The sequence below is a fragment of the Nitrosomonas oligotropha genome, assembly GCF_900106555.1.
Classification (GTDB): Bacteria; Pseudomonadota; Gammaproteobacteria; order Burkholderiales; family Nitrosomonadaceae; genus Nitrosomonas; species Nitrosomonas oligotropha_A.
In genome coordinates this window covers 1-23,685 of record NZ_FNOE01000036.1, presented here as the reverse complement: position 1 = coordinate 23,685, position 23,685 = coordinate 1, and the positions used below count along the sequence as shown (strand labels likewise).

The 23,685-nt window shown below is 42.1% G+C and carries 13 protein-coding genes and 1 pseudogene; 8 read left to right on the top strand and 6 right to left on the bottom strand.

The features are described from left to right. The first annotated feature begins 1,490 nt into the window (after positions 1-1,490). Positions 1,491-1,874, top strand: coding sequence for a hypothetical protein (locus tag BLU57_RS13860; protein WP_090322114.1), 384 nt, complete (start codon positions 1,491-1,493; stop codon positions 1,872-1,874). Positions 1,875-2,606: 732 nt separating this feature from the next. Here BLU57_RS13860 and BLU57_RS13855 read toward each other — a convergent pair. The 6 genes from BLU57_RS13855 to BLU57_RS13830 all read right to left on the bottom strand — a co-directional run bounded on the left by BLU57_RS13855 (position 2,607) and on the right by BLU57_RS13830 (position 8,919). Beyond that, positions 2,607-3,851, bottom strand: a complete 1,245-nt coding sequence (locus tag BLU57_RS13855; RefSeq protein ID WP_090322111.1) for a YagK/YfjJ domain-containing protein — start codon at positions 3,849-3,851, stop codon at positions 2,607-2,609. 347 nt (positions 3,852-4,198) lie between these two features. Further along, positions 4,199-4,441, bottom strand: a complete 243-nt coding sequence (locus tag BLU57_RS16945) for a helix-turn-helix transcriptional regulator (protein ID WP_090322108.1) — start codon at positions 4,439-4,441, stop codon at positions 4,199-4,201. A gap of 884 nt (positions 4,442-5,325) precedes the next feature. After that, on the bottom strand, positions 5,326-6,249 hold the full coding sequence (locus tag BLU57_RS13845) for a recombination directionality factor (RefSeq protein WP_090322106.1): 924 nt from the start codon (positions 6,247-6,249) through the stop codon (positions 5,326-5,328). Between the two features lie 45 nt (positions 6,250-6,294). Continuing rightward, the gene (locus BLU57_RS13840; protein WP_090322103.1) at positions 6,295-7,302 is read right to left on the bottom strand and encodes a YqaJ viral recombinase family nuclease; all 1,008 of its coding nucleotides are present in this window, start codon (positions 7,300-7,302) and stop codon (positions 6,295-6,297) included. Between the two features lie 152 nt (positions 7,303-7,454). Then, entirely contained in the window at positions 7,455-8,423 is a 969-nt protein-coding gene (locus tag BLU57_RS13835) for a DUF932 domain-containing protein (protein WP_090322100.1), read from the bottom strand. A gap of 169 nt (positions 8,424-8,592) precedes the next feature. Next, the gene (locus tag BLU57_RS13830; RefSeq protein ID WP_090322098.1) at positions 8,593-8,919 is read right to left on the bottom strand and encodes a hypothetical protein; all 327 of its coding nucleotides are present in this window, start codon (positions 8,917-8,919) and stop codon (positions 8,593-8,595) included. A gap of 398 nt (positions 8,920-9,317) precedes the next feature. Here BLU57_RS13830 and BLU57_RS13825 point away from each other — a divergent pair, with 398 nt between their 5' ends. The 7 genes and pseudogenes from BLU57_RS13825 to BLU57_RS13795 all read left to right on the top strand — a co-directional run. Beyond that, the gene (locus BLU57_RS13825; RefSeq protein WP_090322095.1) at positions 9,318-11,060 is read left to right on the top strand and encodes a type I restriction-modification system subunit M; all 1,743 of its coding nucleotides are present in this window, start codon (positions 9,318-9,320) and stop codon (positions 11,058-11,060) included. Then, complete coding sequence (locus tag BLU57_RS13820) at positions 11,057-12,424, top strand: restriction endonuclease subunit S (RefSeq protein WP_090322092.1); 1,368 nt, start codon at positions 11,057-11,059, stop codon at positions 12,422-12,424. Before BLU57_RS13825 ends, BLU57_RS13820 begins: the two co-directional genes overlap by 4 nt. Positions 12,425-12,445: 21 nt before the next feature. Further along, entirely contained in the window at positions 12,446-14,308 is a 1,863-nt protein-coding gene (locus tag BLU57_RS13815; RefSeq protein WP_090322088.1) for a DUF262 domain-containing protein, read from the top strand. Positions 14,309-14,324: 16 nt separating this feature from the next. Then, the gene (locus tag BLU57_RS13810; RefSeq protein WP_090322085.1) at positions 14,325-17,444 is read left to right on the top strand and encodes a type I restriction endonuclease subunit R; all 3,120 of its coding nucleotides are present in this window, start codon (positions 14,325-14,327) and stop codon (positions 17,442-17,444) included. A gap of 85 nt (positions 17,445-17,529) precedes the next feature. Next, the gene (locus BLU57_RS13805; RefSeq protein WP_090322082.1) at positions 17,530-22,188 is read left to right on the top strand and encodes an AAA domain-containing protein; all 4,659 of its coding nucleotides are present in this window, start codon (positions 17,530-17,532) and stop codon (positions 22,186-22,188) included. Positions 22,189-22,367: 179 nt separating this feature from the next. Continuing rightward, complete coding sequence (locus BLU57_RS13800) at positions 22,368-22,985, top strand: LexA family protein (RefSeq protein ID WP_090322079.1); 618 nt, start codon at positions 22,368-22,370, stop codon at positions 22,983-22,985. A gap of 58 nt (positions 22,986-23,043) precedes the next feature. Further along, positions 23,044-23,586 (top strand): annotated as a pseudogene (locus BLU57_RS13795) (Y-family DNA polymerase); the annotation flags it as partial. Positions 23,587-23,685: the final 99 nt, after the last annotated feature.

Here is a 23,685-nt window from a genome sequence, read left to right as displayed (position 1 = left end):
TGCGGCGGCATTTTTCTGTGCCGTATGCTGCGGTGCGCTCATCGGCAAAAATGACTTGTGGCAATTTTGTGTCATTTTTGTGCCACAACCGAGGCTTTTGGAGACCAACTGAGACCAGTCGATCATTTTTAGAAACGCAACTAACACCCTGTTTATTATGGGTCTTAGTTGGTCTTGAGTGGTCTGGGTGAGACCTTAAACTGGCGGAGAAGGCGTCTGACAATATATATCATTAATATAATGATATATAAATATAAATACATGTTACAAGAAATTATGTCTTGCCTTTAGTCTTTCCCCATAAAATTACTCGACTAAGAATAGGAAATGCTAAAAAAATGCCAAACACGGATTCGAATCCAGAAATAATGCAACAAAACTTTAAATCGCGATCAAAACTTGTTGGTCATTTTATCCTTTTTTGCTTCATGACATTCCTTGAGCACCTAACCATCTGAATCATTGACCAAGCTTGGGCTTTGAGTCTTTTCGGCAGAACATGCCTGGATTCTATTTGGAAAGGATGAGGAGGAACTGATAATACGTCATCACATGCGACGGTTGGTGGCCAGCTACATTACGAAATGCAGCTTTAGCCAGAGTCGGTATTGTGCAATTGCCTACCGTGATGGTTCGAGAAGTGCTCACTTAAGATACTTTGTTCGATTGTCTCCAGAGAGGGGGGGGCAGCCTGAAATAATTCATTCTGGAGTTTAATCTCGGCGTAGATTGTTGCCGTCAGTGCTGACCTTGGTCAATTTTTAGCTCAGCAATTTAAATCATTGGTCGAGGAATAAAAAATTTGTAAGCCTTAGCACAACTATTTTCTTGAACTTTTCTATTTGCTTGTAGCATAAATAATAAAGTGCTTATAATTTTTCAGAAGTCGAAAGAACCGGTTATGCAAAGACACTTTTTTAAATTATATTTCCTTACCTTGATTTGTCTTACATCTTGCAGAATCAAGTTAAATCACCTACGAAAAAGCCGAAGGGTAGTGTTTACATGTTTCTCAAAGGAGGGAAAGCTGGTGCTGTTTAAGGGCGGCATCAGATACCATGCTTAAGCTGATCATAATGCCTATTTTTTCTTGGTTGCGAATGTATTCCATTATCTTCTTTTAATCCATTCCGGCTGTTGCTAAAAATAGCATCTTGTCAGAATTACTACCTACAAAACTCTTTGTTTTTACTGTAAATCTTTGCGTTATCGAAGTCGCGCTCTTCCATTGCTCTAAATATAATCTTCATTCTTTTTTTAGAAAAAATGTAGGTGATCTCACAATCCCATGTCATATGCTTCAGTTTCAGGTAAATTCACATTTGATGATCCTCCTCTGATTTTTGGTCAAGCTAAATGTATCAAGAGACCAGTATCTCTTAGTCAAACCTTTATCAATCCCCAGATTTAGCCGAGGGATTATTCTATTTCGATTTATTTATCGCTTTGTAGAAGTTATAATTGAACTTTTAGCAAAGGTGAAAGTAATTATGGATTCGGATTTAGCGCATGAAGAGGATTCCTGGCTTGAAGAGGGTTGCGGGCTTGAAGAAGTAATCAAATTTCTTGAATCTTTGATAGATATCGAAATAGATGGTGGTAACGATATTTCAATGTTCTCAATATATAATGAATCACATATGGGTCGTCTGCGTTCGGATGAAGATAGATCGAATGTAATTGACGCAGTAAATCGTGTCAAAGAATTTTTGGAATGCTCAGTAGAAGAAGTAGATTCAAAAAAAGAATTTTCATATCAAAAAGGTTGCGAAAAACTGACACAAAGGGGATTTGAAACTTCCTACAGTGATGATCAGGATGGTAATTCTGTCGATAGTATACAAATTGGGAATCTGCGCTTAGATCTAAGTTAGCCTTCACATCCTTCCGACTAGGTGTAAACAAGACAACACAGGTAATAGCTTGCTTTAAGTTTGCCTCAGGGATAAAAACAGACTCATAACAAATATATTCCCACTTAAGAATCGAGTGGGAATATTGAATCTTATATTAGCTGAGCTTGCGATTCTTTATGGATCCGCCACGTTAATCTAATCAATTCCAAGTTTGATGACATTTCGTCATATCAAGCGCAAAAATGGTTGAGTAAAGTTTAATCGCGGATTCGCGTAAAATTCAAATCAAATAACTTAGAGTTCTACAGTTTCCGCATTCCTGAATCGCAACAAGACAGTACACCTCACCGGCGCATGCTGTGTTCATTCCGCCCGAACAAATCTCAAGAGTCAAAGATGTCCTGCATCATTATGCCTTGCAAACTACTCATGATGAACAGGTTTACAAGAACACGAACACCGTTTCTACGGCTATCACCAATAAACGCCGTGTCAAAATCAATGGGTATTAGAAAAGTTCATGTTGATACAGCTCTACTTTGGGTTTTCCTTGAATCTTTACAAACACACAACCACGCTCCAATCTGCACTATCTCGACAGTCGTAGCATAGAATTATCTATCCAAAACTTACACACCATAAGATAACAGTGACTGATTTTTAACAAAATCTACTGCACAATCGGGTAGGTATTATACCTACCCGATGTAATGATCTTATTTAAGAATCAAATTCTACGGTATAGCCATCTCATGCTGCTTTCTTATCACTCGCACAAATGAGTAACTTATCTTCTTCTGTAGTGCTGTCCTGGGTTGTTCTAGGTGGTTCAGGTGTTCTAGGTGGTTCAGGTGCTCTAGGTGCTCCTCGTTTTTTCCCGGTTTCTTTCGAAAAACTTTTACGCAATAATTTCATCTTCGTGCGAGTTCTCGGTTTAAGGTATTGTTCAGATTTGCAGAAATATTCTGCAATCCCATACAAATTTTGAATTTTTACATCATCTGAAACATGAATATCACCGATGCCCAAACGATTATTCCTTTCATATTTTGCTTTATCTGCATTGCAGTTCCGATAAATTCCCCGGCCTTTTGTTATCTGATTCACCCAATATTCACCGATTTCTTTTGCAAAATAAATATCGCTATCAGGTCTTCGCTTCGAACCATCATAAAATAGAAGTGTATGTGCATGCATACCTTTTTCTAGTCCATATTCGATTTTATTAATGTAGCCCACCAGATGATCAAACAGTTTATTATGCCGTTTGTTCTTGTGAAGATGGTCGATGTCTTTTGCAAGATCTTCGATATTTACATTCTGCCCTTTTTGATAACCGAAATCGATTCTCAAAACCACTAATCGCGCAAATCTTGCAAAAAGTTTATCGATTTGATGGACACATTCTTTATAATTTTTCCCTACAGCCCTTTCTCTATCAAGAATTTTTCTTTTTGTTTTTGGATCACGGAGTTTTTCATATAAATCTCTGAAGAATCCGTTAATAATTAACCTCATTTCATTGTGAGAAATTTTACAATTAGAAAAAAGAAAGTATTTGTCGGGATCGTGACAGAATTCAGTTATATTCTGATCATACTCCGGGAATGAATAATCATCGCAAACAGATAAAAATATTTCGATCCTTTCACTGTATATGCATTCCGGAGGAAGATTGCGAGCATAAAAAATAAATTTTGGTAGACTCGATAGATAAGAACTGCGCCATGAATATCTAGTTCTAATGATGCGCTTAAATTTATCAAACCTGGGCTTTAAGACCATATCGCGATATTTATGATTTACAAATGCCTCCAAAAATTTATCCAACCCCTTTATACAACTTGCATACTCAATCGCGTTGCCAGGTATATTTTCATGATCCGGTAGGTTTGTTTTGCCTGGATTATTATGATCTGACACTAGATTGTAGATAGCTTCTCGATATATTCTTTCTTCTGTGCTTTCTTCTCTGAAAATATTTTTCTTATTCATAATCTTATTTGCCTCTTAATTTTAAGATTTAAAGAGCGCATGGGATCTCTGAAGAAATTTAGGAGAGAAATACGCATTGCACCATCTCCTTTAATTCAAGCTAAACATCAAAAAGTATAGATCTAATGATGGAGATAGCTCTTATATCCAGAAATTAGTTTACTCATCAATGTTATTAAAATAAATAATATATATTAATTATATAAATAACCTGAAAGGACTCCCTTTAAAAATCCCATGCTTGTCAGTAATTTCAAAATCAAACTTCTAAGTTCTTAAGCTAATCTTAGAAGTCGATCATGTACTTATTTACGCCACAAGAAATTTATCCTGGTGGTTTTAAAATATTATTTACGATTATTTAGACGAGTACGAATCCAGTCCTCAATCTCCTTCAGTGACCACGCTGATGCACCTTTGCTCCCATTTGCAAGTTTCACCTGTCGTGGAAAATCAGGATCGTAGTATGGGGAGCTTGGCTGCAACCGTGAATAAATGGAACTCCGAGAAAGTCCTGTCATTAACGTTACTGTCTTGATTCTAATTAAAATATTATTTGGGTATTGACTATTGTTGCTGTCGAGAATCATGATCCTCCTAGTTAAAATTAATTAAAAAATTTCTATTTAAAAAAACAAACTAAAAATCTAAAATTTATTTGTGGAGAAATTCCACTTTTTTATCTAAAGAGCGAGTCTGAATCTCAACGCTCCGCATCAAATATATTTTTTTGATGCTCTTTATGTCGCTTAGTGACTTTGGGTTCACTAGCTTTTATGTATGCTCATATGCATCTTTGTTGATGCAGTCGCATTATAGATGGGCCAAAATTACGGCCTAAAATGGTGGGGTAATTCTTAAAAAAACGTTTCTCGATAGACTGTCTCCTGTTATTTAACAAGCCACCTCGCTGCAAGCAACGAGACATTAACTTCATTGAAACAATAAAAACAAGCGCGCAAAGAACTCGCTCTTGCCTTTTTATAAGATATCAAAATCTTTAGAACTGTTCAACTACAAATTCACAAAATCGAGCACTAAGATTGATTTAAATATTTGAGCTTTTGCTATGCCAAAATAAAATTAAACTGTTATTTGGACACTAAATTAGCAAGGCAAACCACAATTGATAAAGTTATTATTATCTCGACTTAATAATCTCAGATTTAAAATTATAAAACAGCAATTATATGATTAATATTGAATATCGTTTAACACTGTACATCAAGTGAATTAACTTGGTACAGTTTGCAAATTAAGTTTTTACAACGATTATCACGCACTCCTATTGGGTAGTAATAAATTGGATACACAAAATTAAGCTCAAAAAAATAGATCAAGGAATAGTATTTAGTTCATACGAATATCCGATAGGATAGAGATGAGTGACGCTGTATATGGCTGTTATGCCACTAGCCAATTTTGGATATGAATCCATCATTGGCTAGAATTAATTACGATATTGCTTGATGAGTTACATCTCTTGTTCTTCGCATTTTTTAGTATTATTAATATGTTTTGCTTTCTGATTCAGTTTTGCCATTAATTTTAGATTTTTTTCTTGATTGTCTGGATTACGAAGTGGTATAGCACCAGTTTCGTCAAGATAAAACTCCTCAACCACAGCAACGCCTTCTTCCTCAGAATCCTCGAACGCTCCATTCTCAAAACCCAATTTAGCCGCTTCATCCAAAGCATCTTGATCAAATCCCGATGCTCTCCGTTCATCGGCCAGTGTTTTGGCTTTGGCAATGGATCCAGCCATCGTCATACCTGTCCTGATCGTTAAATCTACATAATAGATCGGTGCGCGATGAGATTGAGTGGTCGATTTGCCGCGCAGGCGAAGTTCCAGTGGTAATGTTGAAAGCAAATTGCCCGATGCCGCAGCAAAGTAACGCAACCGCGTCGATAGCGTGCGGATACTGTTAAATCCCGTGGTGCGAAACACAAAGCTGCCCAATTCATCCTCATCGTCGATACAAACGTTCAACCGGCCATAAGGTTTGCAGTTGCCGCCCTTAGCCAGCTCGCACGATTCCGGTGCTGGACAAGGAAATGATTGAATACCCGTATTGGTTGCCCGGCGGCATGTTTCACCATTGCCAACACACACCGGTCTGCCGGTTTGCCGGTCGAACAACGTGTAATTGGCGCGTAAATTCAGATCCGGATCGTTAAACAGCAGTCTTACCGGAATATTGCGCAATTTGTTGCCGTGTTCTTTACGCAGGGTTTCGTTCAGCGGATGATTGATCCAGCCGTCCTTGTTTTGTATTTGGCTGGTAATCGTAAATTCGTCGTCTTTCTCAGGCAATCGTTTACCGTTCTTCTCCACGACTTTACCGATAGTTATCCGGCCAATCACCGGGGGTGTTAATACAAGTCCTTTGAGCATGATGATTCCTTTCTATAGCAATATAGCAATTAGGTTTAGGGGAATTTAGGTTGATTCATGGATCAGAAAACGCCGTGAACCCGGTTTGGTCAAGCCATAGCGTTGCAGCAAATCAGGCTGTTCTTTCAGCAACCGGTCAGTATCCAGTTCCGTTTTTTCTTTGCTGCGTTTCCAGGTGACTTCGCCGGTTTCAAACAGCGCTTTGGTTGCCTCACCCAGACGTTGCTGGATTTTTTGCTTCAATTGCGATTCGAGCTGGTTTTGATCGGCTAATACTTGTCTGACCGCCAGTAAATCGGAGAATGTTTGTGACATTTCGGAATCACGGCTTAAATCGAGGGTTTTTCCGTTATCGTGCGGATACAGACATCGCAAAGCCAATTCCGCAGAATCCGAACCATCGGCAGGCGGTGCTTGATCCAGTTCCACGAAACGCCAGAATTGCCGCTCCAACTCGATCAATTGCTTGATCATCGTCTCGTCCCGATCAATACGGTGTACTTGCAGTTCTTGGCCGCAAATCAGCACCGCTACATCAGCCGCTTGTTTACCCGTGACCGCCAGTTGGTGCATGACTTGAAGCTGGACATATTCCGGCACGCCTTCTTTCCACAGTTTTACGCCGTTGATACCGGTAGTTTTGCATTCCAGTATTTGCACATCCGGCGCACCGGTCACTTCCCGGTCTATGTTAGCCAGCATCCAAGGCTCAATGGGATGTTGCAATACCGCATTGATGCGCCTGACTTTGTTGCCGGTACGCTTGGTGTATTGCGCCGCAACGAAGGGTTCCAATAAAATCCCCCAGTACATCGGACTGGATTCGTCGTTGGGGTCGGTTTTTGGCAAATTGCCATCGCGTCCTGTCTTTTCCAGCCACAATTCCAGTTGCGATTTGTATGGATTGAGACCGACAGCCGCAGCCGCATCGGAACTGCCGATACCGTTCTTGCGCACGGTCAGCCACTGATCCCGGTTGAGATCGCGGGTTTTGACGAGTTTCAATGCCGGTTGGATTTTTATCTTTCTTTCGGGTTTTAGGGAGTTGCTCATGATTTTTTCCTGTCCGGTGGGTTAGTTTTCTTTCTTCAAAAATGAAAAAAACCCAGCCAATGCACTATTGACTGGGGTGGATGAGTTGAAGGTTGCGCGGGATGATTGAATGCTATGGGTTCGTATTACGGGATAAATGAACCGGTAGCGGTTTATTCCACCAGTTGCAGCGCGTAATCGAGAGCGCGTTGTTTCAGGTTCGCACCTTGGCCGAACCATGCGCTATCGAGTCTGTGTCCCTGACTTCTAGCTCTTTTTTCGTGATCGACAAACTCGGTGACTGCGCAGAGCAACCCCCAAGCCGTTCCGTTGGCGGATGCCAGTTGTGCGCCTCTGCCGTGGCCGTCATACAGCGATTGCACGGTTTTCAACGCTCGTTCATTCTTGAGGCCGGAGGGTTGATTGTCGTGATCATCGGTTTGGCATAGCACTTTGAGGAAGTAATTCAGCGATTCGTGGCTTTTGACTTTGCGCTCCGACAGGGTTTTCATGCGGTACATGAAGCTGTCCCATTGCGAAACGGCGATACCGAGTTGCTTTTTGACGGCTTGCGCATCGAAGCTGGTGCTGTGCGGCACTTTGATGGCGCTGCTGGCGCCTTTGAGCGCGATGGCTAATGTGTTGTTGCACACCACGCGGATGGTGGTAGGTGTTGCGGTAGTGGCTAGTGTGCCATCGCAGGAGGTGGCAAGCAGAATGTAACCGTTGACGGCATCATCGCCTTTGAGCCTGGCTTCCTTGCCAGTTCTAGCCAAAGCCCAGAATTTCTTGCCTTCCTTGAGAACCCCGGCAGTTTCGAGTTCAAAGCCGGATACTTCGGTGAGATCGCGATAAAACTCCAGAATGGTCTTGGGCTGAACGACCTGATAGCGTTCACTGACTACCGATAATGGTGCTTTGGTGTCACTGCGGTACAGCACCTTTTGTTCATCAAACGACCGCAATGAACCCAATGATCCGATTTGTTCGGTCATGTAGCGCACTGGTGCTTCGCAGATACTCCAATCCATCCCGGCTTTCTCCGCCCAGATTTCAATCGGTTGTTTGGCGGGTAGGCGGTTGCCCAACTGGTGCCAGGGTGTTGTACCGGAATAAGCCATATTTTGAACGAGATGTGACATGGTGTGTTTTTCCTTATGAGTAAGTATGAAAATGCACGTAACGAGACCATCGCTTCAAAAAAACGATAGACCGGTACTTGCGTGGATGAAAAAGGGAATAAAAGAGAAAAATAGAAAAGCGGAAAAGCAAAAAAGCGACTAAAACCGAGGTGTATCGGATTATTGTGTGTCAATCGATCCTGAAAACATGCTCGCATTGCAGGCATTCGTAGTTATCCAGCACCCGGTCGTCGATTATTTCCCCGACTTGTGCACCAGCCATACCGCCGGAAACACCGCCGATCATGGCGCCGATCAGCGCACCGGCAACTCGGCCCATGAAAACACCGGATGGGCCGAAGAAAGCTCCGACTTCACCGCCGATTTTTGCACCTTTGAGTGCATTCGAGACACCTTGAGCACCGCCAGCGACGATACCGATGCCGCAACAGACTTTTTTGCCCATATTTCGGGCTGCAATCAAGGTGGAACTACATTTGGGACATTGAATAGCCATAGAAAACTCCTTAAAAATATCAAGAAAGAGAGCATTGATGATGCTCGATGGATGAGAAATGCTAAAAAAGGGTTTTATTGGGGAGAAACAGGGAGAAAAGCCTGAAAATCAGGGGAAAACACAGGTCAAGAAGCGCGGGAACCAATGATGCCGTATGATTTGAAGCTGGTGATTGTGGCAAAACCGCTTTAAATCGATGTTTGCCGAGATTTCAGAGAAAGTATATGTGACTGAAAGGTTTTAGGAGGGGATTTGATTGAAGGATCTGGCAAATCGATATTGTCTTATGCTGAAAGCTTGTATCTGAATACAAGTTTATGTTGAAACTCATGGCAAAAAACATAAATATTCGTATGATGTACACCAGAACCAACAATAAAAACCCACAATAAGGAAGTATGAATCATCAATCCCTTTCCGCCTTTATCTGGTCGGTCGCTGATCTTTTGCGTGGCGACTACAAACAATCCGAATACGGCAAGGTTATTCTGCCTTTTACTGTATTGCGCCGTCTGGATTGTGTACTGGAATCCACCAAAGATGCTGTATTAGCCGAATACTCGAATAAGCAAAGCGCTGGCGTGAATCCTGAACCCTTTCTGCTGCGCAAAGCAAATCAAAGCTTCTACAACATTTCACCGTTGGATATGAAGAAGCTGATGGGGGATCAGGATCACATCAAGGAAAATCTGTTTGCTTATATTCAGGGCTTTTCCGCTGCGGTGCGGGATATTTTTGAACATTTCGATTTTTATACGCAAGTTGAGCGCTTGGCTAAGGCCGGATTGCTGTATCAAGTCACCGAGCGTTTTGCCAATGTCGATCTGCACCCGGATCAAGTCAGCAATAGTCAAATGGGTTTGGTGTTTGAAGAACTGATCCGCAAATTTGCCGAGATTTCCAATGAAACCGCCGGGGAGCATTTCACACCGCGCGAAGTCATCAAATTGATGGTCAATCTGCTGTTTATCGAAGATGATGATATTTTGGCAAAACCTGGTGTGGTTCGGACTATCTACGATCCAGCAGCAGGAACAGGCGGCATGTTATCGGTGGCCGGTGAATATTTGTTCGAACACAATCCGGCAGCACGTTTAACGATGTTTGGCCAGGAGTTGAATCCTGAATCCTACGCCATTTGCAAAGCCGATATGTTGATCAAAGGGCAGGATGTGGCCAATATCGTTTTTGGCAATACTTTTTCCGATGACGGTCACCTACACAAGAAATTCGACTACATGCTTTCCAATCCTCCCTTTGGCGTGGAATGGAAGAAAGTAGAAAAGGAAGTCCGCAAGGAACATGAAACGCAAGGTTTCAATGGCCGCTTTGGCCCAGGATTGCCGCGTGTATCCGATGGTTCGTTACTATTCCTGCTGCATCTGATCAGCAAAATGCGCCCGGCCGTTGATGGCGGCAGCCGTTTTGGTATTGTTTTGAATGGTTCTCCGCTCTTCACCGGTGGTGCGGGTTCGGGTGAAAGCGAAATCCGCCGCTACGTGCTGGAAAACGATCTGCTTGAAGCCATCATCGACTTGCCGACGGATATGTTCTATAACACCGGCATTTCCACCTATGTATGGATACTCTCCAACCGCAAACCGGAACAGCGCAAGGGATTGGTGCAATTGATCGATGCGTCGGGTTATTGGCAAAAAATGCGGAAAAGCTTAGGCTCTAAGCGTAAAGAGCTATCCGATGACCATATTGCAGAAATCACTCGCTTGTTTGGGCAATTCATCGAAGCGAACGAAGGCAAGAAACCGATTTCGCGGATTTTCAATAACACTGACTTTGGCTATCGCACCATCACGGTTGAACGGCCATTACGCGATGAGCATGGGCAGATTGTGTTAGCGATCAAGGGAAAACAAAAAGGCCAGCCATCAGCCGATAGCAATCTGCGTGATACTGAAAACGTACCACTTCATGAAGATGTGGAGACTTATTTCAAACGTGAAGTATTGCCGCATGTACCCGATGCCTGGATAGATCACGAAAAAACCAAGATCGGCTATGAAATACCGTTCAACCGGCATTTTTACGTGTTTGAACCACCCCGTCCACTGTCTGAGATTGATGCGGATTTGAAGCAATGTACTGACCGAATCCTGACGATGATTAAAGGATTATCGGCATGAGTTTCCCGCGTTATGAAAAGTATAAGGATAGTGGTGTGGAATGGTTGGGGGAGGTACCGGAGCATTGGGAAGTATCTTTTTTAAAGTATATTTTAGCCAACATAGAATCTGGAACAAGTGTTAATTCAACTGATATACCAGCAAACAGTAATGAGTTTGGTGTACTTAAAACAAGTTGTGTTTATAGTGGTGAGTTTGATGCTGATGAAAATAAAGCTATTGTCACTTCGGAATATGATCGGGCTTCATGCCCTTTGCAACTCAATTCTTTGATAGTTAGTCGTATGAATACACCAGAATTGGTTGGTGCAGCTGGATTAGTAAAGCAAAAGAGAAGCAACCTATTCCTTCCTGATCGTCTTTGGCAAGTGACTTTTTACACTGCACATCCGGCATTTGTTCATTACTGGACGTTGACAGCTTCTTACCGATCACAAGTGCAAGTGGCATGCACTGGTACGAGTTCCAGCATGCAAAATCTTGGACAAGATCAATTCCGGAGTTTCATTCTTCCTTTACCGTCTGTTCAAGAGCAATTCGCTATCGTCAACTTCCTCAATCTTGAAACCGCAAAAATTGATGAACTGATAGCCGAACAGCAACGGCTCATCGAGCTACTGAAAGAAAAACGGCAGGCAGTTATTTCCCATGCGGTTACTAAAGGTTTGAATCCTGATGTGCCGATGAAGGATTCTGGTGTGGAATGGTTGGGGGAGGTGCCGGAGCATTGGGAGATCAAGCCACTGAAGGCGGTCAGCAAACTGTATGGGCGAATTGGGTACCGTGGCTATACGACGGCCGATATCGTCGACGAGGGAGAAGGAGCAATCACGCTTAGTCCAAGCAACATGGCTGATGGAGTGGTTTCCGTTTTAAAGAGCACATATATAAGCTGGGCAAAATACACTGAATCACCTGAAATCATGATCCATCCAGAAGATATCGTTATGGTGAAGACCGGCTCAACCTTCGGAAAGGTCGCTTACGTGTCATTGGTCGATCATCCCATGACGATAAACCCGCAACTCGTTCTCTATAAGAACATCATCTGCTTTCCACGTTTTCTGTTCTTCATCCTCAACACTCCAGTAATCCAAGCTCTAATTGAGGTGAGTAATTCAGGTAGTACTATTCCAACCATGAGTCAAGAAGCCATAGGTAACTTTCGATTTGGATTACCACCTGTAACAGAACAAAAGCTGATTGTTGAATTTGTTGACCGTGAGCTGCTGAAATTGGCAACCCTGAACACCGAAGCTCAGCGCACCATCGACCTGCTGCAAGAACGCCGCGCTGCCCTGATTTCTGCCGCCGTTACCGGCCAGATCGATGTGCGTGAACTTGCTTTATCCGAAGAAAAATAATCAAAGCGAGGAAAAATCGAGATGGAAATCCAACCAGACAAACAAAATCTTGATCAGACATTTTCTACCACAGTCTATTTCATTGATTTCTACCAACGAGACTATAAGTGGACAGAAGAACCTGTGCGCCGCTTATTAGATGATGTGTTTTATCAGTTTGATGAGACATACCATAATCACTCGGATTTAGAGCCTAATAAAGAAAATATTAACGCACGCTATCCTTGGTATTACCTCAATACATATGTAACTAATACGGTAAATGGACGCGTATTTGTGGTTGATGGGCAGCAGCGATTAACAACACTTACATTGATCTTACTCAAGCTGTTGACGAAAGCCACTACACTCCAATCAAAAACGAAAGGATGGTTGGAACGTAAAATAGCAGGTTATTCTGGAACTGAACATGAATTCTGGATGAATCATGTAAAACATCGGCATGTACTTGAAAATTTAATGGCTGGGTATGACCCAAATGGAATCGATACTAGCACGGGTATAACAGCAGTAAATATGGTGAAGAACTACCTTCTAATTAGTAGTGAACTGGATAAGCGCTTAAACTCATTACAGTGTTTTGATACTTTTGTTCATTATTTTCTATTTAGACTGGTACTTATTAATCTCTCGGTAGATACGACACATGTGCCCATGGTATTCGAGGTTATAAATGATCGAGGTGTGCGTTTAAAGCCATACGAAATACTAAAAGGTAAGCTACTTGGCCAGATCGACAAGGTGGAGTTAGACAAAGGTAAATATAACGAGACATGGGAAAATCAGCTCCAGGCCGTAAATGCTTTTAAAGAAGACGAGATTGATAGTTTTTTTCGCTATTGGTTGAAAGCGAAATTTGCAGAAAATCGCAAAATCGGCCAACGATTCGATGGCGATTATCATCGTGAAATGTTTAAAACCGATATTAATCTTTCACTAAAGCTTGATCATAATCCTGTTGAAGTAAAAGCCTTCCTGAAAGAGACTTTTCGCTACTTCACGAATCTTTACACGAAGATTTGGCAAGCAACGCAAAAAGAAGATACAAATTACCCAGCCGTATATTACAACAGCCTGAACGAGCTAGACAGCCAATTTATGTTGATTCTATCTTCCTGCAAAGTGGATGATCCTGAAGAGATAGAAAAGATTCGAGTCGTTTCTTCTGGATTAGATCGAATATTTTCACTACTACAACTACAGGGAGCTTATGATTCAAACGAATTTGCCACACGATTGTTTGATATTAGCGTAGAGATTCGTGAAATACCTGTAAAAAATATACCTGAAGTTTTTGAGAAGCACCTGATTGCTGAACTTGAAGAACGAAGAGCAATGACTATAAATCAAGTTTTCAGCTATGCACTATTTCGTCCAATGTCAATTGACCGGCTCAATACTAGATTTATCCGTTATTTCTTTGGTCGGATAGAAAAGTTGCTAGCTGGTGGAATGAAATTACAGATGAAGCATGAATTGAAAGACTTAGTGACGTTACGAGGCGTCAAGACAGGCTTTCACATAGAACACATTCTTTCACGTAATACTGAAAATCTGGACTTGTTTGGAAGTGATGAAGAACGATTCGAACAAGAAAGGAATAGATTGGGTGGTGTACTGATGTTAAAAGGAAAGGATAATATTTCTAGCAATAACGAAGTTTATAGCGAAAAACTAAAGTCATATGCCAACACTCTCTATTGGAATGAAACACTTCGGGCAGATACTTATAAAAGTAAACTGGATTTTGTTGGATTTGCAGAATCAAATCAGCTTTCTTTTAAACCGCTAGAAGAATTTGGCCCAGATGAATTGGAAGAAAGGCAAAAGCTATTATTTGATCTCTCTAATCTGATCTGGTTAGAAAATAAGGGATCGGATTAATCCAAGGGTTACTATAGTGAGTTTGCACAAAGAAATCCACCTTGAAACTGAGATCTGCGACTACTTGGCAGCTAACGGCTGGCTATATACTGAAGGCGATGCGCAAGCTTATGACCGGGCACAGGCATTATTTCCATCCGACTTAGTGGAATGGATCAAAGCTATTCAATCCAAAGCCTGGGAAACGTTACAGAAGAATCACGGCACACAGGCAATAGACGTATTGCTGACTCGATTACGTGATTCCATCAATCAGCGTGGTACTTTGGATGTATTGCGGCGTGGTATAGAAATGATCGGATTGCGTCAATCGTTGGAGTTAGCGCAATTCAAACCCGCCTCAGCCATCAATCCGGACATTCTCAAGCGCTATGAAGCGAATCGATTGCGCGTGATTCGCCAAGTGCGCTATTCCCTGCATAACGAAAACGCGATTGATTTGGTATTTTTCCTCAACGGTATTCCGGTGGCAACTGTCGAACTCAAAACCGATTTCACTCAATCGGTCGATGATGCCGTCGATCAATACCGTTTTGATCGTTTGCCGCGCCCCAAAGGGCAAAGCGCTAGTGAGCCTTTGTTATCGTTTCCAAATGGTGCGTTGGTGCATTTTGCCGTCAGCAACATGGAAGCGCGAATGACTACCAGGCTGGAAGGTGCGAAAACCTATTTCCTGCCCTTCAATCGCGGAAACAATAGCGCAGCAGGCAATCCGCCGAATGAAAAAGGCGGCCATCGCACGGCGTATTTATGGGAGAGTGTTTGGGAGCGTGATAGCTGGCTGGAGATTTTAGGCCGCTATCTGGTAACCCAGAAAGATAACAAAAAACTGATCAAGAGCATCATTTTTCCCCGTTACCATCAATTGGATGCTACCCGCAAACTGCTGATAGCCGTCTTGACGGAAGGTCCCGGCGGCAAATACCTGATCCAGCATTCAGCCGGTTCCGGCAAAACCAATTCGATAGCCTGGTCAGCGCATTTTCTGGCCGATTTGCATAAACCCAATCACGAAAAGATGTTTGATACCGTGCTGGTGGTATCCGACCGGGAAGTATTAGATAGTCAGTTGCAGGATGCCATTTTTGACTTCCAGCGTACAACCGGTGTGGTAGCAACCATTAAGGGCGAAAGCGCCAGTAAAAGTGCTGAATTGGCAGCGGCGCTCGCGGGTGGCAAGAAAATCGTGGTCTGCACCATTCAAACCTTTCCTTTTGCGCTCAAAGCCGTGGAAGAACTTGCGGCAACACAAGGCAAGCGCTTTGCCGTGATTGCCGATGAAGCGCATTCATCACAAACGGGAGAAGCAGCTGCCAAGCTCAAAGCGGTTTTATCCGCCGAGGAATTGCAGGAATTAAACGACGGCGGTGAAATCAGCACTGAAGATTTGCTGGCTGCACAAATGGCCGCTCGTTCGGCGGATGGCGGCATCAGTTATGTCGCTTTTACCGCTACGCCCAAAGCCAAGACCCTGGAACTGTTTGGCCGCCGACCCAATCCCGATTTACCGGCAAGCAGCAATAATTTACCGGCACCGTTTCATGTCTACTCGATGCGCCAAGCGATAGAAGAAGGTTTCATCCTAGATGTGTTGCAGAATTACACCCCGTATAAGCTGGCGTTCAAATTGGCGCATAACGGCCAGGAGCTCGATGAAAAGGAAGTGGAACGCAGCGAAGCGCTTAAGGGCATTATGCGCTGGGTCAAGCTGCATCCCTACAACATCAGCCAGAAAGTACAAGTCGTCGTAGAACATTTTCGTGACAATGTAGCGCCACTGCTGGATGGACAAGGCAAAGCAATGGTCGTGGTATCCAGCCGTCTTGAAGCGGTACGCTGGCAATTAGCCATTAATAGGTATATTCAAGCGCAAGGCTACAAGATCAGTACCTTGGTAGCTTTCTCGGGTGAGGTCAATGATCCACAATCCGGCCCCGAGCCTTTTACCGAAACTAGCCAAACCTTGAATCCTAATTTAAAGCGGCGCGATATCCGCGATGCGTTTGACACGGATGAGTTTCAAATCCTTCTGGTGGCCAACAAATTCCAAACGGGATTTGATCAACCGCTACTATGCGGCATGTATGTCGATAAACGCTTGGCAGGCATTGCGGCGGTGCAAACGTTGTCCCGATTAAACCGCGCTCATCCCGGCAAAGATACCACCTATGTCGTCGATTTCGTTAATGATCCGGAAGAGATCCTTAAAGCATTCAAATCTTATTACGACACTGCTGAGTTATCGGGAGTTACAGACCCGCATCTTGTTTATGATCTGCGCATGAAACTGGATGCCGCCGGTTATTACGACGATTTTGAGGTAGAGCGTGTGGTTGCAGTCGAGTTTAATCTCAATTCCAAGCAAAGTGACCTAGCTGCCGCATTGGAACCGATGGTGTCCAGACTGTTAAACCGGTACAAAGCTGCTCAGGAAAAACTGAAAATTGCCAATGCCAAAGAGGATGCCAAAACAACTGAAGAAGCCCAGAATGAATTGAATGCGCTGGTGTTGTTCAAGCACGACATGACGGCATTCCAGCGGATGTACGCCTTTCTGTCGCAAATCTTTGACTATGGGAATACCGCGATTGAAAAACGCTTCTATTTTTACAAGCGGTTACTGCCGCTGCTGGAGTTTGGCCGGGAACGCACCAGCCTCGATCTCTCCAAAGTTATTCTGACCCACCATAATCTTAAGAATCAAGGTAAAAGAACCATTCCGCTTGGCGATAGCGATAATCCCAAACTAAAACCGTTATCGGAGTCGGGCAGCGGTGTTCTGCAAGATAAGGAAAAAGCCCTGCTCAATGAAATCATTGCTAAAGTGAATGATTTGTTTGAAGGCGATATTACCGAAGATGACCGGCTGGTTTATGTGAATAATGTGATCAAGGGAAAGCTGCTTGAATCAGAAATTCTTATCCAGCAAGCTTCTAACAATACCAAAGAACAATTCTCAAATTCTCCCGATCTAGCCAAGGAACTGATGAATGCCATCATGGATGCTTTTGCAGCGCATAGCACGATGAGCAAACAGGCACTGGATTCAGAAAAAGTGCGCAACGGGATGCAAGAAATACTGCTTGGCCCGGCACAGCTTTATGAGAAATTGCGGGAGCGTTCTCAGCCAAGATAATGCGGTAGAGTAAAGTAGGTAATGCTGAAACTTTATAATTACTTTTTATGTTTTAAGAAGACTAAACAGATCATAGGAAAGAAATGTGATTAACGAAATTGAGAAAACGAATTCCAAAACAATCGAACGTTTGAATGAGCTTCTTGGCTATGTACGTCATTTGGGAATTCTCAATCAAAAACCTGTTTTTAGGATTGATGAGTATAAGCAGCTGAATATATGGGAACACGAACTAAAGGGTAAAATTGGTATCCAGCATAATATTGTCGATACCGACGGCATTTCCATCTGGCTTAGAATAGAACGATTAAAGAGGATAGCACCTCCAACTCTCCCTGAACATGTTAAAGAATGGGTATCTATTGGAAATGATCCAGAAAGCAATCCGCAAATCAAAGACAAATTAATAAAGACCTTACCTGAGGCTGAGGCTAATCAGCTTGTTAGTGATGGAGTTGTTGCAGAAAAGGATGTTGTCGAACCTTTAAACGAACGAATTGCTGATATAAAAATTAAGGATGTGATATTTCGGCTTGGAAATATTCCGCAGCTAAAAAAAGATATAGATGCTTATGTTAACGAACAATGGTTACCTTGGTCTGAAGAAGAAAAGCCACGTAGAGAAACTATTAAGTTATACGACTCTTTATTTAGTCTGCAACAAAACATTGAAGCTCAAGGTGATGAGCAGCCTAATGAATTGATATTGGGTATTGGGATAGTTCGTTGGTCATGTAAAGGTCATAAAATTGATTATCCATTACTTGAAAAGCCGATTGAAATTGAAGTTGACCGAAAAGATGGCGCTATCCTTATACGTCCAAGAAACATTGAACCAACGCTTGCAATTAGCGCATTCTTTGCTCTAGAAAATCCAGGCGTAGACACATTGTTGCGTTTCAGCAAAAAATATTTTTCTGAATTGTCTGAGGATGTTGAGTTTTCTCCATATATCCATGAGAGCTTTGAGTCTGTACTTAGACAGGCAGCAACGCATTTGAGTGAAAGCGGAATATATTGGCCAGATATAAATCCTAATAAAGAGAACCGAGAACCAAACAAAGTAAGTGAATCTCTTGAAATATCAGATAGCTGGGTGATTTTTGCAAGACCCAGGAGTACAACTAATTTTGTACAAGATATTGAGCGTTTTCAAAAAAATCTTGAGGGATCAGAAAAGTTAGTAGGATATATTCCCAATCCAACAAAGAGACTAATTACTGAACTATCCGACAAAAAACCAATATCAACAAGCGGCAGTATCTGCTTAGATGGTGATTCGCCCCCATCTTCGCCAACTCTATCATCACACAATAACCAAAGTTCAGAACTATTTTTTCCTAAAGCTTTCAATGAATCACAGATTCAAATAATTGATAGGCTGGAAGAAAATGATGGGGTTGTGGTTCAGGGCCCCCCCGGCACGGGAAAAACTCACACTATTGCTAATATCATTTGTCATTATTTAGCTACAGGGCGGAGCGTACTAGTTACATCTAAAGGCGAATCTGCATTATCAGTACTACAAGAGCAAATACCTGAAGAGCTAAGAAGCTTAACGATAAGTCTTCTTGCAAATGAAAGACAAGGTATGAAACAGCTTGAAACTGCTGTGCAATTGCTAGCTGCTTTGGTTAGCCAAACTAGCGTAAGAGATTTAAAGCAGGATATAGAAGCGAGTGAGTTACGAGTCAAACAAATTAAATACGAGATTACCCAAATTGACTCGGAAATAAAGGAGTGGGGGCTAAAGCAGCTTAATCCAGTTGAGAAACAGTTTACTGGCGCAAACACTGGTATAACTGCAATGGAATTGGCTCAACAAGTTATAAACGATTCTGGCAACCATGGATGGTTACCAGACGAGCTTGGTCCTTCAGAAGAGTATGTACCTAGGTTTACTGATTCAGATATCGCAAAAATTAGAGCCTCTAGACGCAAGGTTGGAAAAGATATTATTTATGTAGGCAAGAACCTACCCCAATTGCAGGATATGCTCGATAGTGCAAACATAGCAGCTATCCATAATGATCTTTTAACCTCCATAGAAATTGAAAACAATTCAAAGAATAGCCATATACCTCCTCTCGCAGTTTCGGTTGAAAGATCTATTGATCGAGCAAGAAATCTAGTCACGCCACTAAAACAATTGTCTGAACTTCTAGATCACTTTAAAAAACATGATTGGCTAGAGCAGATTTACAATTCAGGGATTGAATATACTAAAGATGATTTGGAGAACAGCGATCTTTTTGCCAGCTTGTTAAATGCTCTATCCTCCTTGATTAAGGAAAGGCAGAAATTTGTATCAACCTTTGTAGAGATTGCTGATGTCTCTTCCTGTATAGAAAATGCAAAAGCAGCCTTAGAAAATCTTGCAAATGGCAAGAGGGCATTTAGTATATTTTCTTTTGGCAACAAAGATATCAAAGAAATTATTCATCAAGTAAGTGTAGATGGCGAAAAACCTAAAAATGTGGAGCAGTGGCAAATAGTTCTAGATTATGTAATGTTTCAAGACGAGATGAGAAAATTTATCATCAAATGGAACCATGCTGGCCAGGAATTAGGATTTCCCAAATTTACATATACTTATGGCAGTTTATATACAGAAATTTCCTTTGTTTATAATTTAATCACAAGCGCCAAAAAAATAACAAACGAATGGACTTTTCTAAGTCGTGAAGTTACGGAGCTGTTTCCGCATGGGATTGAAGTTTCAAAACTTGCTAGAGATAAGGTAGAAATTGTAAAAACTATTCAAGCAATTGAGTTTAATACATCGCGTATAAGTCTTGGTTCACAACGTTTGAAGTTGCAAGATTTAATGGTTAAGCTAACTCAATCTGATGGTGAAATATCAAAAAACATAAGAAAATTTATTGAGAGCACTATAGGTAATCCAGCGTATTCCTCGGATAAAATAATCCAGGAGTGGCAAGGGCTTATTATCGAATTGAATAGATTGAATGAACTTTCTAGCTTTCTATATGAGATTGAAGTAATTGCGGACAAAATATCAGATTCTGGAGCGCCAATTTGGAGTAGCAAATTAAAATCTGAGCCGTTGTTAGGAACTGATGATGAGTTGACCCCAGTTGACTGGTATGACACATGGCAATGGAAACGATGCAAACAATATTTACACGCGATAGATGGGCGTGATCAACTTAAAAGACTGTCGAATAAAAGATCGATGCTAGATCATGATTTAAAGAAGACGTTTACTGAGCTTGTAAGATTAAAAACGAATATCGGTTTACACAAGAGCATGACAGAGCGAGTTCAAGGTGCTTTAATGCGTTTTTTGTCTTCCCTTGCAAAAATTGGTAAAGGCACAGGAAAAAGAGCACCTAGACACCGCAAAGATGCTTACAGAGCAATGCAAGATTGTTATGGTGGGGTCCCATGTTGGATTATGCCCACATGGCGTGTTAGTGAGAGTCTGCCTTCAGATTTTGGTTCTTTTGACTTAGTGATCATTGATGAGGCATCACAATCTGACATAACAGCACTACCTGCTATATTACGGGCAAAAAAATTATTAATAGTTGGTGATGATAAACAAGTGAGCCCGACTGCTGCATTTATTGCTGAGGAAAAAATACTCCAGCTTAAACATAATTTTCTCAAGGATCAGCCTTTCTCAGAACTGCTCCTTCCTGGAGTTTCTATATATGATCTAGCCAATGCCACATTTCCCGGTCAGCGTATAATGTTAACGGAGCATTTCCGATGTGTTGAACCAATAATACGGTTTAGTATGCAATTTTATAATGAACCCTTAATTCCATTAAGAATACCAAAATCTTCCGAGAAACTTACTCCTCCTTTAATTGATGTTTTTGTCAAAGGCGGTTGTCGTGACGAAAGGAAGAAGATCAATGAGCTAGAAGCTGAGGCAATTATATCTGAAATACAAACATTGGTTTCCGACCCCAAATTCAATGGCCGAAGTATTGGTGTTATTTCGTTGCTAGGGAATGAACAGGCAAAATATATTCAAGACAAGTTGCTGACTACATTGGGGGAAGATGTATATCAAGATTATCAAATGGCTTGTGGCGATGCTGCAACTTTTCAAGGTAAAGAAAGGGATATTATATTTTTGTCAATGGTCGATAGCTACAACCCTATTAAGGCTAAGTCAACAGGTTCACCAGCGACTAAACGGGAAGCAGAGCAGCGATTTAATGTTGCATTATCTAGAGCAAGAGATAGGATGTATCTCTATCGGAGTCTTCAGGAAGAAAATCTTACTAATGAATCAGACTTACGTTTGAAGATACTGCGTCATTTCCTAGCACCTATGCCTCAATATGAACGTATTGGTAATTCTATTGATTTATGTGATTCAGATTTCGAAAGAGATGTTTATAAAAGACTCGTTGAAAAAGGATATAACATCACGCCTCAAGTAAGAGTAGGTGCATTTTCAATTGACTTAGTTGTTGAAGGGGAAAATGACCGTAGATTGGCAATAGAATTAGATGGCGACAAATATCATCCGCCTGAAAAATGGATGGAAGACTGGAAGCGGCAACGGACTATGGAGAGAGTAGGCTGGCAATTCTGGCGATGCTGGGGGTCGAGCTATACAATCGATCCTGAAGGATGTATCGATGATTTGGTAAGCGTACTGAATAGTATGCAGATACTGCCATGCAAACGTGCCGCTAGTGCAAATATCTATACAGAACAACGTACATATGAAATTGAAAATAATTTGCTTGATTTGAGTTGATAGCAAATGGAATAAGAAGCACAAGGTATTGTACTCGAGTAATTCTGCTGCTTCTATTTGTCACTGTAACTTCAGTTTCATTACTGTCACCAGAAAATCGGTCCGATTCATATAGTTGACATGACCCTATGCTCCATGTTTGAATGATGTAACATATTTCATTCATGGAGTATTCAAACATGTCAAATCGAGGCGGAAAACGAGAAAATGCAGGCAGGCCAGCTGGTCAGGGTAAGTATGGCGAATCAACAGTGACAATGCGCATACCGCAAAGCCAGACGGCAACGATCAAAAGCTTTTTGGAAGCCTGGCAACGCAAAAGAGCGAATGCTGCGGGTGAGAATGCCATCACAGAAATCGAAGTCGATGAGTTTTTCACGCCCGCGATCAGTGAACAACCGACGCTATTGCCATTGTTTTCTACCAAAGTGGCAGCAGGTTTTCCCAGCCCAGCGGACGATCATGTCGAGAAGCGCCTGGATATCAGCGAATTTATGATTGATCATGCAGCATCAACCTTTTTCGTGACGATCAAGGGGGATTCGATGATCGATGTCGGTTTGCTACCGGGGGATAAAGTGGTGGTGGATCGTTCCAAAACGCCCGGTATCGGCGATATTGTACTAGCGGTGGTGGATCGGGAATTTACTATCAAAATTCTTGATCATGGTGCAAACAAGATGCCACGACTGATGCCAGCCAATTCAACGGGCACTTACCGGCCCATCTACATTCGTCCCGATACTCAGTTTGAGATTTTTGGTGTGGTGATCGGATCATTCCGTCGCTTTAAATAAGCAAACTATTGCCGGTTTTTTGCAGAAAAACCATCGCTGTTATCGCATCGTATCAATCATGAATAATCGTTCCATCGCGTTAATCGACGTTAACAATTTTTATGTCAGTTGTGAACGGGTATTCAATCCCAAACTGGAAGGCAGGCCGGTTGTCGTACTATCCAATAATGACGGTTGTGCAGTGGCCAGGAGTAACGAAGTCAAAGCGCTAGGCGTCAAAATGGGGCAGCCGTGGTTTCAACTAAAAGACTTGGCCAGAAAACACGGCATCATCGCCTATTCATCCAACTATGCGCTCTATGCCGACATGAGCAATCGCGTCATGAGCATTTTGGGCATGTTCAGCCCTGAACAGGAAATCTACTCGATTGATGAATGCTTTCTCGATCTTACCGGATTCAAAAGACACAGCCATACCAGTTATGGGCAGAAAATCCGGAAACGCATTAAACAATGGACGGGATTACCGGTGTGTGTTGGCATAGGCCAGACCAAGACACTGGCCAAGTTGGCTAATCATATCGCTAAAAAGAATCCTGAATTTAATGGGGTGTGCGATCTCAGTAGCCTGTCACTCGAACAGCAAGCGAATTGGTTTCAACGCAGAGCTATGATCTTTTCTGGTGTATGACAGTAGAGGAGAAAGCGGTGTAACCTGTTGGTAAAGATCTGGGCAGATCAACCAATAAAAAGGAAAACA